This is a genomic window from Streptococcus infantis (genome assembly GCF_047463275.1).
GTDB lineage: Bacteria > Bacillota > Bacilli > Lactobacillales > Streptococcaceae > Streptococcus > Streptococcus infantis_AF.
In genome coordinates this window covers 163056-175464 of record NZ_JASHEE010000002.1, presented here as the reverse complement: position 1 = coordinate 175464, position 12409 = coordinate 163056, and the positions used below count along the sequence as shown (strand labels likewise).

The following is a 12409-nucleotide window of genomic DNA, read 5'->3' as shown; positions in this document are numbered from 1 at the left end:
AAGGATTTAGACAATATCTAAATCCTTTTACATTTTTATTTTTTTTCAAGAAGTGCTTTGATTTCTTGAAGAACTTCCAATTCAGTTGGAGCTGCTGGAGCTTCTTCAGCAACTTCTTCTTTCTTACGAAGGTTTTGAGCTTTTTCAATAGCTTTAATCATGAAGAAGAGAACAGTACCAATTACAACGAAGTTGATAACAGCGCTCAAGAATTTACCATATGTAACACCATTCCAAGCAAGCTCAGCAATGTTTTGTACATTCGCAGCTTCCAAGGCTGGGTTCAATAGAAGTGGAGTGATGATATCATTAACAAATGAATTGATGATAGCACCAAAAGCAGTGGCGATGATCACACCGACAGCAAGGTCAACGACGTTGCCACGGAGCAAGAAATCTTTAAGATCCTTTAACATAATAATTTCCTTTCAAAATTTTATCAAATTTTTACACACAGATTATATCGTAAATTTATGTTGAGTGCAAGAAAAGTGCTCATTTATTTTTAAAAACAAAAAGCTTGCTAAATAGGTAATTTAAAACAACAATTGTAACTTGAGCAAACCCTATTTCTACCGTGTTAATTATATTAATATCATCACCGACAAATTGACCAATAATATGAGGAAACTTGGTGACAAAAATAAAGGTTAGTGCCATATCAAGTAAGAAGGTAAAAAATCTAGCTCCAGAGAATTTAATGAGACGTCCAAACCAATTTTCTCGTTTTTGTTTGAAAACAATAGTGTCATTGGTAAAGAAAGCAAATAGAATACCTGTTATATTACCTAGAGCAGTAGCTGTTAATTCTTGCTGAGTCAAGTAAAAAATAATCATTCGAGTCCCTACAGAGACAACAGTAGTAGCAACACCGAAAAATAAATAGGACAAAATTTCATTATCAAAAAATTTTTTTATGTATCTTTTCATAAGATTAGTATAGCATAAAAGCTTTAGATGTGCTATCTTGTAAAGTTGATTTTTATCAACTCTTGGTGCTTAGCTCTTTCACCAAGCATATTAGACGCGGGATAGCCACTAAAGGAGAAAACATGAAAAAACTTACTGTCTGCGATTTGGCTGACATTGCCATTGTCGCGCAATTTATGTGGTGTTGACAATCACACCACTACTCAATGCCATTAGCTACGGAGCTTATCAATTCCGTATTTCTGAAATGATGAACTTCCTAGCTTTTTATAATCCTAAGTACATTATCGGTGTTACTCTTGGATGTATGGTTGCTAATTTTTTCAGTTTTGGACTCATTGATGTCGCTGTAGGTGGAGGATCAACTCTTGTCTTCCTAAGCTTAGGAGTTTGGTTGTTCAGTAAATATAGTAAAGACTATCTTTTTAATGGTTTGATTCGAAAAGATCATTTCTACTTTTCAATTCTGTTTTCAATTTCAATGATCACCATTGCTGCTGAATTGAACATTGTAGCAGAAGCGCCATTCTTCTTTACATGGTTCACTACTGGTATCGGAGAATTCGCTTCACTAATTGTCGGTGCAATTATCATTGGTAAAGTTGGTCAACGTATTGATTTGACTAGATAAAGATATCTTATCAACCATTCGTAAAAAGGGCTGAACTTTGTTCAGTTTTTTTCTTTGTCCATGAACCTAGAAGCTCAACAAAAGTGGTATAATAAAGAAAAAAGGGATTATTTTAATATGTATAGTTATCGTATTTCAGTTTTTGAAGTCCTTTGGAAAAATCAGGTCATTAGATTTTTGTTAATTTTTTTAGCACTATTTTATTTCTATCTTTTTTTCCAAAGAGTTAAGACATCCTTAAAAAGTGGTGGGAGTATGTTGGATCCTTTTCATATTGCAAAGGGAAGATTATACATTCACTCGATTATTCTTTTTAGAAAAAGGATTGTTCCTCTAGCTGAAATTAGACAGATTGATATTGATTACGTTCGAGGGAGAAGAATGAATGGGGACAGGTATCATCTGTACTTTACAAGGAAAGATGGAAAATCTTTTACTTTTCATTTTGGAAAAAGCAAAAGAAACGAGGAGTTATTGAAAAATCTTGCCAATGTGGCCAAGAAGTGCCATATTAAAATCTATTATTATTAAGAGTCGATTGCTAAAATTGGACTGTTGTCACTTGTGACAATTGTCAAAGCCAGGAGAATAGCTAATATGAATCAACTACAAGTAATAAGAGAAGATAAACAACTAAGAATTTTATTGATGCAAGAATGCGATATTCTCTTTTATGACCAGTTTAAAGAGGTTGAATTTTCTCAGAACAATGAAGTTTATTCTCTTTCGCCCATAGCCTTTGCTAAAGACGGTAGTGGGGGAGAATATGTAATTCTTGAGGATGAGAGTATCGGCTTTATAGGGAGTGAAGGCCAAGTTGGTCGGGTAGCAGAAAGCCTTAATGACTTGCTTACTTTCTTACTTCATGCTGGTTCTATCTCTGATTTTTCTTGTCGTTTGCTCTATCAAAACAAGGATTTGTTGGTAAAATTCTGTCAAGGATTTCTCAATAAAGCACGAGAAAACTACCAGTCAAAAGGCGAAGAGTGGGATAAAGTGAGAGATGGACTTGCACAAGAGTTGGGACTCGAATTTCAGCCAGAGAAACTGCAAGAGTTAGCCTTCAATTTTTATCATTCAGCGATAAGAACCCCGCTATTCACTTGTAAATATGGTCATGCTGAGAATGAATATGTCTGCGATTTTGTTTTATCAGATATTGTCGGCTTGTGGGTTTCAGAGCTGGTAGGATTGACTGCAGAAGAAATTGAAGCTTTTGCTAGTATTTAAATGTAAAGAACTAGAATTTATTCCACTTAAAGTATTTCATGTTTTAATGTTAACAGAGATATTTTAAGGAGTTTTTATGAGTTCTTCAGCATTTTTACATCTGACCCATGATAGTTTTTTACCAAAACTTGTAGCTAAGAAGTTGGCTCGTCCAAGCGAATTGGTTTTACTTGAAGGTATTCTTGATTTTGAAATTGCAAATATTCTTCGTCATTGGGGAATTACTTTTGTTGTTAACTTAATAGGTGGTGGTTTCTTGATTGGATTACCATATGCCTTTTTAAATAAAAATGAAGAGACTTATGTAGATTAAAATTTATCAATAGAAGTGGGGAGAAATGCTAGGTTTCTCTCTTTTTATTTTAGTTAAAAAATATTAATTATAATAAATAGCTCTAGAATTTCAGGAATTGTTTTAGAGATATTTGAAGTGTAAAACATTAATACTACAAGGGTGTAAACGATTCCTATATTTTTAAAAAATATTAGTGATTGATTTAGGAAAGCCTTCCCATTATATCGATTTTATGTTATAATATTCACAAATAAAAGTTTTAGGAGTTTATATGGTCTCATCAGAATTTATTTCAAAAATCGAATTTGCTTGTAAGAAAAAGGAAAGTCTTTACAGTCAAAGTAAATTCAAGTATGCTATCCGTTCCATGTTTGCTGGTGCATTCTTAACATTTAGTACAGCAGCTGGTGCAGTTGGAGCTGACTTGATTAATAAGATTGCTCCTGGTAGTGGACGTTTCCTCTTCCCATTTGTTTTCGCTTGGGGACTAGCTTATAATGTCTTCTTGAATGCTGAGTTGGTAACATCAAACATGATGTTCTTAACAGCGGGTAGTTTTTTGAAAAAAATTAGCTGGAGAAAAACAGCTGAAATTCTTCTATATTGTACTTTCTTTAACTTAATTGGTGCGCTTATCGCTGGTTGGGGATTTGCTCATTCAGCAGCTTATGCTAATCTAACACATGATAGCTTTATTTCTGGAGTTGTAGAAATGAAGTTGGGACGCTCTAATGAACTAGTTTTACTTGAAGGTATTCTAGCGAATATCTTTGTAAACATCGCCATTCTTTCATTTGTTTTAGTTAAGGATGGTGGAGCAAAACTTTGGTTGGTTCTATCAGCCATTTACATGTTTGTATTCTTAACAAATGAGCACATCGCCGCAAACTTTGCTTCATTTGCTATTGTGAAGTTCAGTGTTGCTGCTGATTCAATCGCGAACTTCGGTATTGGAAATATTCTTCGTCACTGGGGTGTAACCTTTATTGGTAACTTTATCGGCGGTGGTCTACTGATGGGATTGCCTTATGCCTTCTTAAACAAAAACGAAGATACATACGTAGATTAAAAGTTGGATTATTCCAACTTTTTCTTTTTGTTTTTCCATGCTATAATGAATGTAGTAATGTTAAATACAGAGGAAAATCATGAACGAAATTAAATGTCCAAATTGTGGGGAAGTTTTTACAGTTAATGAAAGCCAATATGCAGAGCTGATTTCTCAAGTTCGAACTGTAGAGTTTGATAAGGAATTGCATGAACGCATGAAGCAAGAGCTGGCCTTGGCTGAGCAAAAAGCCATGAATGAACAGCAGACAAAACTAGCGCAAAAAGACCAAGAAATTGCCCAGCTTCAAAGTCAGATTCAGAACTTTGATACCGAAAAAGAATTGGCTAAAAAAGAGGTGGAGCAAAGTGCTAGTCAAAGTCTGCTAGAGAAAGAAAAAGAAGTTCAACAACTTGAGAACCAGCTGGCTACCTTACGTTTAGAGCATGAGAATCAACTGCAAAAGACACTGTCCGATCTAGAGAAAGAAAGAGACCAGATCAAAAATCAGCTCCTTTTACAAGAAAAAGAAAACGAGCTTTCTCTGACTTCAGTTAGGCAAAACTATGAAGCGCAACTTAAGGCAGCAAATGAGCAAGTTGAGTTCTACAAGAATTTCAAAGCCCAACAGTCAACCAAGGCTATTGGAGAAAGTTTGGAGCAGTATGCGGAGAGTGAGTTTAACAAGGTTCGTAGCTTTGCCTTCCCTAATGCCTATTTCGAAAAGGACAACAAGGTTTCTGCTCGTGGATCTAAAGGTGATTTTATCTTCCGTGACTTTGATGAAAATGGGCTAGAATTCATTTCCATCATGTTTGAGATGAAAAATGAAGCTGATGGGACAGAGAAAAAGCATAAGAATGCAGATTTCTACAAGGAGTTGGACAAGGATCGTCGTGAGAAGAACTGTGAGTATGCCGTATTAGTGACTATGCTTGAGGCTGATAATGACTACTTCAATACTGGAATTGTTGATGTCAGCCACGAGTATGAGAAGATGTATGTCGTGCGTCCTCAGTTCTTTATCCAGTTGATTGGTCTTTTACGCAATGCAGCTCTTAACTCTCTTAAATACAAGCAAGAATTAGCACTTATCCGAGAACAAAATATTGATATTACCCATTTCGAGGAAGACCTAGATGCTTTCAAAGTGGCCTTTGCCAAGAACTACAATTCAGCATCTGTTAACTTCGGTAAGGCTATTGACGAAATCGACAAGGCCATCAAACGCATGGAAGAGGTCAAGAAATTCTTGACCACATCAGAAAACCAACTCCGCCTCGCCAATAATAAGCTGGATGATGTTTCTGTTAAAAAATTGACTCGTAAAAATCCGACCATGAAAGCAAAGTTTGATGCTTTGAAGGGGGAAAGACCTTGACTATCAAAAAGACTCTAAAATTTACGGATGTATATATTGCCTATTTACCATTGGTTGTATTTTTGCTTAATTTTTTATACGGCTTTTTGAACTTAGAAGGCTCAACAGTTTCTAACGAAAGATCTAGATATGACTTGCTTTTTGGAGTAGTTGGGCTTCTACCAACTATTTTTGGCTATATTTTTAGCTTTCTTGCCAATCTTATTGTAGGTATAACTTATGTGATAAAGGCAAAAAATCGAACGAAGTGTCTGATTGCATTCCTATTGATTGGCAATGTTTTTTTAGCAATATTTCTCATGTTTTTATTAAAGTTTAAGATGATAGTTTCCTTTGACTTTATAAAAGATCTGGATCTTTGGAGTTTCATTTTTTCTTTATTTTTATTTCCGTATATAGATTGGATTTATCAAAAGTATGAGTACGATCAAAAAGTGAGTAGAATGGTACTCATTATAATTTTAGCGGGAATTTTTTCTCCATTTCTAGGTAGTGAAATTCAAACTTACTTGAGAAATAATGCCAAAGTACAACAATTACAAGAGTTTTATCATTCTAGGGGCTTGAACTACGAATTAATACTTCAGTCCACATACTATGATAGTAATATTTCCGATGTTGGCGTCTTTAATGTTTTAGATAATGGAGTTACCATAAAAGTGGGTGCTAAGTACACGCGTCAAAAATTAAAATATGTTACTTTCATTGATCAAGACTACGGTCTAAAGGAATTTATAAAAAATGCTGTTACAAGTGATGAAGCTCAAATAGTTCTAAAAGATTTTAGGACTGTAGTAGAAGATGCTATTAAAAAGAAAGGCTATGATTTATCTGTATTTGATGCTGAGGAACAGCCATTGGCTAGCCCAGGTTTTCAAATATCACGTTCATTTAGAGTCACTTCTTTTATTAAAGAAAAAGCAGTTCAAAATCAAAAGTCATCTAGTCCAGAAAAACAAGCATTTGGAGGATATGCAGCAATTTCTCTTAAAGATTATATGAAAGAGGGAGCCATTCGTTTATGTTTAAGACTTAGTGAAAGTGACAAACTGAAGTTAGAAGACATTGATTTTTCAAGACTTTCCGACGGACACTACAAGATCAATAATGACTATTTTATCGTTAACAACGGAATGTATACAATAGTTGAAGATAAAGATGATTTTGAAAATTTTTTACTTAGAGAATCTAGTAAACCATTTTATTTGGAGGATTTTTATAAAATTGAAAAGCTTGATTAAATTATTAGCAAGTAAAGATGAAACATTTGTTTATAATATTTGTATTCGATTATCTTCATATTTAGTAGTTGTTGCACTTTATATAGCAATTTTGGGTTTGTTTTTATTGTATAAACAAAATATTATTGCAGTACGTTATCTGTTATTTTTGTCGGTATTATTTATAGTTATTGGCATCTTTTTAAGTTTATTGACTTGGGAAGTTTTACTATATTGGAAAGTGGTTTTGATTGATTTTAAGAAATATCAATCTTACTTTGTATACAATGTTAGTCATTCCAATAAGTTTAATAAGAAATTTAATGAAGTAAGTTTTGAATTAATCACAGGAGAATTATCTTACCTCAGAGGAGATTTTTTATTATCACTTAGTCAATATTCAAATATCAATCTTTCTAATGTTTCTAAAAAAATAGAAGAATATTTGAATTGAAGAAATTATATTATGAATTTCTATCTTCTATTCATCTTAAAGATACGCAAAATATTGATTTCTTTGAGGAACAGTTGTCCAAGGCGCCAGATTCGAAAGATGGTAAGGCTAAATTCGTTGCTCAAGCCCAAGCCATAAAAGATATTGTGTTCAATCAAGAAGTGAACGACTACTTCGATACCACTGAACCAGAAAATAATCTAGCTCGAATCATGTTTTCTTATTACTGCGCTCTCAATGCTCAGCTAAAAGGAGACGAAGATCGTGCTCGTAGTTTGTTTGAGAGCATATCCCATGAAAATCCAGAGCTTTTCTATGTACAGGAAGCGCAGAAATATTTAGGAAGTAATAATGTTTCCTAGTACCTTTCGTTTAAATTTAATATAAGAGAGTAGCCAGGTCAAACAAGTCTACGAAACAGTTAAGACGACCACTGAAACAGGGGCGAGAAGGGTGGATCATCTCACTCAAACTTTTAATACAACTGGTGAGGTAGTTGGTAGTGCTTTTAATTGGGTTGTAGAGCATCCAGTTGAATCGATTGGGCTTTCTATTGTGACAGTTGGGACGATTCTTGCTTTTTCTACTGAGATTGGTGAGGTAGCTACTGCAGTAGTTGCATTATTTGTAGGAATTACTGCGTTTTTTAATAGCTAGGTATGGAGTGTTATATGAAAAGAGCTATAGAAATTATTAGAACATGGTCAGCTGATAAAATAGAATTAATTTTTCTTAAAATTATATTTAAATATTTGCTGTATTTTTTAGTGTTTTCAACAGTAATTGTGTATATATATTTTTTTAACCATTCATCGACCACTTACACAAAGGTATTAACAATACTTCTTGTCCTTCTTATATTGTTTATTCTTCTATCTAAAATATTACTAGATAAGACTTTAATTGATATTTTATTTGAAGATATCAATTTAACAAAGTATCAGGATATAGTTGCTAAAGCTGATGCAAATTCTTTAAATAGAAATGTTCAAGTTCTTCCAAAATATTTGGCAAATGCAAGATTATCCTTTTATAGAGGACACTTCCAAGATAGTTTAGAATTGCTGAATAAAATTAAAAATAGTAATCTAAAAAAATCCAAAAATCTGTACTATGTATTTAATATCAAGTATTATAGCATCCTAAACTCGGTTCATTTGAATGATTGTTTAGAATTGAGAGAATTGATGATAGAAATTGAAGTACTAACAAGCAATGTTCAATCGCAAATTTTAAAATATCAGGAAGAAATTTTGAGTTTAAAGGCTATTGTTGATATCTATTGTAATAAAATATCAAACGACTACTTCGACACTGCTGAACCAGAAAATAAGCTAACTCGAATCATGTTCTCTTATTACTGCGCTCTCAATGCTAAGCTAAAAGGAGATGAAGCTCGTGCTCGTAGTTTGTTTGAAAGCATCGTCCATGAAAATCCAGAACTCTTTTATGTTCAGGAAGCGAAGAAATATTTAGAAGGAGAAAACTGATGTCAAAACGTATGGCTCTACCTATGTAAAAGAACATAATCAGGTAAAACAAGACAACGCGACAGTTAAAACAACCACTGAAACAGGTGTAAGAACGGTGAATCATGGAGAACAGGTACTGAAAGCGGGGAAAGTAGTAGTTGCTACTGTTTTTGATATGGGTGCTTTAATTTATGGTGTTGCAGTTAGTGCATCTACATTTGGCTTTGGAGTCTCGATAGCGATTCCAGTAATAACAAGCGCTTTCTTATATTTCAGTTCTACGATTGAGGATGATGATGAAAAGAATAGTCAATAATTATATTTTAAAAATTTCTAAATTTGAAATTCCTAAGTTATATAAACATACCAAAAAAGTTTACGGTTACTTAATTCCTATAGTTTGTTTATCATTTATAGGCATGCTTCTAGAATTATTTAAGGGTGGAGATCTGGACTTTATAAAATTCCTTTTCTGGACCATTATATGTTTTACTTTTGAAACATTAATCTTACTAAATAATAAATTAGTTCAAAAAGCTGTAGCTAATTTCATCTTAAACGATATTAACTTTGAGAAATATGTAAATTATTATAAATATATCGCTGATCGCTCTTTAAAGGGACAACAACTGTTTAATAATGCAAATTATTTACTAGCTATTGCACAATCGTTATACTACCAAGGAAAATTTGAAGAAACACTTGATAATTTGGAACGAATAAATTTTGAGGATAAAAATTTTAATAAGCAATTTGAGATTCAATTATCCACAACTTACTTTAAGATTCCTTCTCTAATCCATGCTGATAAAACAGAAGAAATTTCGAACCAAATCGATATGTTAGCTACATTAAAAGTTCGAACAAATTCTCAGGTTACTAGGCAGACGAAGGCAATAAACATAATACAAGCTATAGAGGATATTGTTTTAAATAAAATTTCAAACGACTATTTCGACACCACTGAACCAGAAAATAAGCTAACTCAAATCATGTTCTCTTATTATGGAGCACTCAATGCTCAGCTAAAAGGAGACGAAGATCGTGCTCGTAGTTTGTTTGAGAGCATATCCCATGAAAATCCAGAGCTTTTCTATGTACAGGAAGCGCAGAAATATTTAGGAGTCGAGAAATAAGAGAGTAACATATGAAATTAGTAAAAAAAATAGTAAGTCGGGCGACAGAAAACACTCTGTTACAAATAGAGACTGTTATTCTAATTAGTTCAGTTGTAGCAATAGCTATTGGAGCAATAGGAGTTTTTTTAGTATACCAACCTGATACCAAAATTTTTGGGGTGATATTTGCTTCACTGATGTGGATTCTAATCATCTGGATCTTATACCTACGTTTTGTCCTAAACAAGGTTATTTATCTAATGTTAAACGATGCTATTAATCTTAAGCTCTATGTAGACATGTTCAGAGTACAATCAGAAAAATCTATTAAGCCTTTTAGGGCAACATATCGTGAGTATTACCAATTTATCCAAGGTCAAGTAGCTTATCTAAAAGGAGATTTTCAATCTGCCAAGGAAAATATGTCCAAGTATAATTTGAAAAAAATTTGGGGTAGATTAAGAGACTATACATTTTTAATATCAACCTATGAACTATTAAAAGTTTCCATCCATCTTCAAGATGAGCGAGACATTGCTTTCTTTGAGGAACAATTGTCCAAGGCGCCAGATTCGAAAGATGGGAAAGCTAAACTAATCGCCCAAACTCAAGCCATAAAAGATATTGTGTTCAATAAAGAAGTGAACGACTACTTTGACACTGCTGAACCAGAAAATAAGCTGGCTCGAATCATGTTCTCTTATTACGGAGCCCTCAATGCTCAGTTAAAAGGATACGAAGATCGTGCCCGTAGTTTGTTTGAGAGCATATCCCATGAAAATCCAGAGCTTTTCTATGTACAGGAAGCGCAGAAATATTTAGGAGTCGAGTAATAAGAGAGTAACATATGAAATTAGTAAAAAAAATAGTAAGTCGGGCGACAGAAAACACTCTGTTACAAATAGAGACTATTAGTCAACTTACTTCAATTATAGGATTAGTTTTAGGAGTGTTAGCATTATGCTTAAATACTAAAAATGATACAAAAATGTGGGCGATAATATTTATATCATTAATGTGGGTTGCTCTTATTTTAGTCTTATATTTACGATTTATTTCCAATAGAGTAATCTATTTAATGTTACATGAAGCTATCAATCTTGAACTGTATGAGACTATGTTCCAGGTTGAAGCAGAGAAATCTATCAAACCCTATAAAGCAACGTACCAAGAAAATTTCCATTTTGTTAAGGGTCAAGTCAGTTTCCTAAAAGGAGATTTTCAGTCAGCAAAAGAAAATCTAGCAAAGATTAATTTTAAAAAAATTTGGAAGAGATTCAGGGGGGACTTATTTCTAAGAACAAGCTCCAATCAATTGCTAGTTTCCATCCATCTTCAAGATGCGCAAGATATTGCTTTCTTTGAGGAACAGTTGTCCAAGGCACCGGATTCGAAAGGTGGTAAGGCTAAACTCGTTGCTCAAGCCCAAGCCATAAAAGATATTGTATTTAATCAAGAAGTGAACGACTACTTCGACACCACTGAACCCGAAAATAAATTAGCTCGAATCATGTTCTCATATTACGGCGCTCTCAATGCCCAATTAAAAGAAGACGAAGCTCGTGCTCGTAGTTTGTTTGAAAGCATAGCCCATGAAAATCCAGAGCTTTTCTATGTACAGGAAGCGAAGAAATATTTAGAAGGAAAAAGTTTAGGGGAGTAATATATGAAATTAGTTGAAAAAATAGTAAGTAGGGAGACAGAAAACACTCTTCTACAACTTGATAGGGCTATTCTAATTTGCTTATTTTTAGTCTTGGTTGTTGATGTGATGGCAGTGTGTTTAGTATTGCAAAGTAATATGGAAATATTGGGACTCATATTATTAGTTATTGCCTTTTTAACTCTCGTCTTTGTATTTTATTTAAGATTTGTATCTAGCAAAGTTATTTATCTAATGTTAAACGATGCTATTAATCTTAAGCTCTATGTGGACATGTTCAGAGTTCAATCAGAAAAATCGATTAAGATTTATAGAGCAACGTACCAAGAAAATTTCCATTTTGTTAAGGGTCAAGTCAGTTTCCTAAAAGGAGATTTCCAATCTGCGAAAGAAAATTTTGAAAAAATTAATTTAAAAAAAGTTTGGAAGAGATTTACTACATACATATTCCTAAGGTTAACTTATGGTCAATTGCTAGTTTCCATCTATCTTCAAGATGCGCAAGATATTGCTTTCTTTGAGGAACAATTGTCCAAGGCGCCAGATTTTAAAGGAGACAAAGCTAAACTAGTCGCCCAAACTCAAGCCATAAAAGATATTGTATTTAATCAAGAAGTGAACGACTACTTCGATACCACAGAACCAGAAAATAAGCTAGCCCGAATCATGTTCTCTTATTACGGAGCCCTCAACGCTCAATTAAAAGGAGATGAAGCTCGTGCCCTTAGTTTGTTTGAAAGCATAGCTCATGAAAATCCAGAACTCTTTTATGTTCAGGAAGCTCAGAAATATTTAGAAGGAGAAAAGTGATGTCAGAACGTACTGCTTTACCGATTGGGAGTGTTGTTCGAGTGAGAGAAGGTGTGGAACCTGTCATGATTGTTAATCATTGTCCAGTTACTGAAAAAGCAGAGGAAAAAATGAAACTAGGACCATTTGGATTAGGCTTATCAATAGGGTGGTAAAA

Annotated in this window: 17 protein-coding genes, 2 pseudogenes and 1 riboswitch; of the genes and pseudogenes, 17 read left to right on the top strand and 2 right to left on the bottom strand. The window is 33.6% G+C overall.

Going from position 1 to position 12409, the window contains the following annotated elements; translation table 11 throughout:
- Window positions 1–35: 35 nt before the first annotated feature.
- Complete coding sequence (gene mscL / locus QM923_RS03605; RefSeq protein ID WP_070678179.1) at window positions 36–416, bottom strand: large conductance mechanosensitive channel protein MscL; 381 nt, start codon at window positions 414–416, stop codon at window positions 36–38.
- Window positions 417–495: 79 nt separating this feature from the next.
- A complete protein-coding gene (locus QM923_RS03600) occupies window positions 496–930 on the bottom strand; it encodes a GtrA family protein (RefSeq protein ID WP_414271687.1) in 435 nt (144 codons plus the stop codon).
- A gap of 28 nt (window positions 931–958) precedes the next feature.
- Window positions 959–1055: riboswitch (PreQ1 riboswitch) on the top strand.
- Between QM923_RS03600 and QM923_RS03595 the strand changes: the two are divergent.
- The 17 genes and pseudogenes from QM923_RS03595 (at window position 1053) to QM923_RS03515 (ending at window position 12407) form a co-directional block, all read left to right on the top strand.
- Window positions 1053–1561 (top strand): annotated as a pseudogene (locus tag QM923_RS03595) (QueT transporter family protein). Its footprint overlaps the riboswitch before it by 3 nt.
- 117 nt (window positions 1562–1678) lie before the next feature.
- The gene (locus QM923_RS03590) at window positions 1679–2092 is read left to right on the top strand and encodes a hypothetical protein (RefSeq protein WP_414290909.1); all 414 of its coding nucleotides are present in this window, start codon (window positions 1679–1681) and stop codon (window positions 2090–2092) included.
- Between the two features lie 66 nt (window positions 2093–2158).
- Window positions 2159–2791: a hypothetical protein gene (locus tag QM923_RS03585; RefSeq protein WP_414290908.1), complete on the top strand. Its 633-nt coding sequence runs from the start codon at window positions 2159–2161 to the stop codon at window positions 2789–2791.
- A 73-nt stretch (window positions 2792–2864) separates the two neighbouring features.
- Window positions 2865–3104, top strand: a pseudogene (locus tag QM923_RS03580) (formate/nitrite transporter family protein); the annotation flags it as partial.
- 253 nt (window positions 3105–3357) lie between these two features.
- Window positions 3358–4155: a formate/nitrite transporter family protein gene (locus QM923_RS03575; protein ID WP_414290907.1), complete on the top strand. Its 798-nt coding sequence runs from the start codon at window positions 3358–3360 to the stop codon at window positions 4153–4155.
- A gap of 79 nt (window positions 4156–4234) precedes the next feature.
- Window positions 4235–5515, top strand: coding sequence for a DUF2130 domain-containing protein (locus QM923_RS03570; RefSeq protein ID WP_414290906.1), 1281 nt, complete (start codon window positions 4235–4237; stop codon window positions 5513–5515).
- The gene (locus QM923_RS03565) at window positions 5512–6756 is read left to right on the top strand and encodes a glutamyl-tRNA amidotransferase (protein ID WP_414290905.1); all 1245 of its coding nucleotides are present in this window, start codon (window positions 5512–5514) and stop codon (window positions 6754–6756) included. Before QM923_RS03570 ends, QM923_RS03565 begins: the two co-directional genes overlap by 4 nt.
- Window positions 6740–7189, top strand: coding sequence for a hypothetical protein (locus tag QM923_RS03560; RefSeq protein ID WP_414290904.1), 450 nt, complete (start codon window positions 6740–6742; stop codon window positions 7187–7189). The genes QM923_RS03565 and QM923_RS03560 overlap by 17 nt, the downstream gene beginning before the upstream one ends.
- Complete coding sequence (locus QM923_RS03555) at window positions 7186–7551, top strand: hypothetical protein (protein ID WP_414290903.1); 366 nt, start codon at window positions 7186–7188, stop codon at window positions 7549–7551. Before QM923_RS03560 ends, QM923_RS03555 begins: the two co-directional genes overlap by 4 nt.
- A gap of 91 nt (window positions 7552–7642) precedes the next feature.
- Window positions 7643–7846 carry a hypothetical protein gene (locus tag QM923_RS03550; RefSeq protein WP_414290902.1) on the top strand — a complete coding sequence of 68 codons (204 nt, stop codon included), beginning with the start codon at window positions 7643–7645 and terminating at the stop codon, window positions 7844–7846.
- Between the two features lie 14 nt (window positions 7847–7860).
- Window positions 7861–8679 (top strand): hypothetical protein, encoded by an 819-nt coding sequence (locus tag QM923_RS03545; RefSeq protein ID WP_414290901.1) that lies wholly within the window; start codon window positions 7861–7863, stop codon window positions 8677–8679.
- A 97-nt stretch (window positions 8680–8776) separates the two neighbouring features.
- Window positions 8777–8977 (top strand): hypothetical protein, encoded by a 201-nt coding sequence (locus QM923_RS03540; RefSeq protein ID WP_414290900.1) that lies wholly within the window; start codon window positions 8777–8779, stop codon window positions 8975–8977.
- On the top strand, window positions 8955–9797 hold the full coding sequence (locus QM923_RS03535) for a hypothetical protein (protein WP_414290899.1): 843 nt from the start codon (window positions 8955–8957) through the stop codon (window positions 9795–9797). The genes QM923_RS03540 and QM923_RS03535 overlap by 23 nt, the downstream gene beginning before the upstream one ends.
- Before the next feature lie 11 nt (window positions 9798–9808).
- Window positions 9809–10612 carry a hypothetical protein gene (locus QM923_RS03530; RefSeq protein WP_414290898.1) on the top strand — a complete coding sequence of 268 codons (804 nt, stop codon included), beginning with the start codon at window positions 9809–9811 and terminating at the stop codon, window positions 10610–10612.
- Window positions 10613–10626: 14 nt separating this feature from the next.
- Window positions 10627–11442, top strand: coding sequence for a hypothetical protein (locus QM923_RS03525; RefSeq protein WP_414290897.1), 816 nt, complete (start codon window positions 10627–10629; stop codon window positions 11440–11442).
- A gap of 3 nt (window positions 11443–11445) precedes the next feature.
- Window positions 11446–12252, top strand: coding sequence for a hypothetical protein (locus QM923_RS03520; RefSeq protein ID WP_414290896.1), 807 nt, complete (start codon window positions 11446–11448; stop codon window positions 12250–12252).
- A complete protein-coding gene (locus tag QM923_RS03515) occupies window positions 12252–12407 on the top strand; it encodes a DUF4176 domain-containing protein (RefSeq protein WP_414290895.1) in 156 nt (51 codons plus the stop codon). The genes QM923_RS03520 and QM923_RS03515 overlap by 1 nt, the downstream gene beginning before the upstream one ends.
- The last annotated feature ends 2 nt before the right edge of the window (window positions 12408–12409 follow it).

Bases quoted from the DNA above. Each gene is read 5' to 3' on its own strand.
- mscL (WP_070678179.1), bottom strand. From the start codon at position 416: ATGTTAAAGGATCTTAAAGATTTCTTGCTCCGTGGCAACGTCGTTGAC.
- QM923_RS03600 (WP_414271687.1), bottom strand. From the start codon at position 930: ATGAAAAGATACATAAAAAAATTTTTTGATAATGAAATTTTGTCCTAT.
- QM923_RS03590 (WP_414290909.1), top strand. From the start codon at position 1,679: ATGTATAGTTATCGTATTTCAGTTTTTGAAGTCCTTTGGAAAAATCAG.
- QM923_RS03585 (WP_414290908.1), top strand. From the start codon at position 2,159: ATGAATCAACTACAAGTAATAAGAGAAGATAAACAACTAAGAATTTTA.
- QM923_RS03575 (WP_414290907.1), top strand. From the start codon at position 3,358: ATGGTCTCATCAGAATTTATTTCAAAAATCGAATTTGCTTGTAAGAAA.
- QM923_RS03570 (WP_414290906.1), top strand. From the start codon at position 4,235: ATGAACGAAATTAAATGTCCAAATTGTGGGGAAGTTTTTACAGTTAAT.
- QM923_RS03545 (WP_414290901.1), top strand. From the start codon at position 7,861: ATGAAAAGAGCTATAGAAATTATTAGAACATGGTCAGCTGATAAAATA.
- QM923_RS03535 (WP_414290899.1), top strand. From the start codon at position 8,955: ATGATGAAAAGAATAGTCAATAATTATATTTTAAAAATTTCTAAATTT.
- QM923_RS03530 (WP_414290898.1), top strand. From the start codon at position 9,809: ATGAAATTAGTAAAAAAAATAGTAAGTCGGGCGACAGAAAACACTCTG.
- QM923_RS03525 (WP_414290897.1), top strand. From the start codon at position 10,627: ATGAAATTAGTAAAAAAAATAGTAAGTCGGGCGACAGAAAACACTCTG.
- QM923_RS03520 (WP_414290896.1), top strand. From the start codon at position 11,446: ATGAAATTAGTTGAAAAAATAGTAAGTAGGGAGACAGAAAACACTCTT.
- QM923_RS03515 (WP_414290895.1), top strand. From the start codon at position 12,252: ATGTCAGAACGTACTGCTTTACCGATTGGGAGTGTTGTTCGAGTGAGA.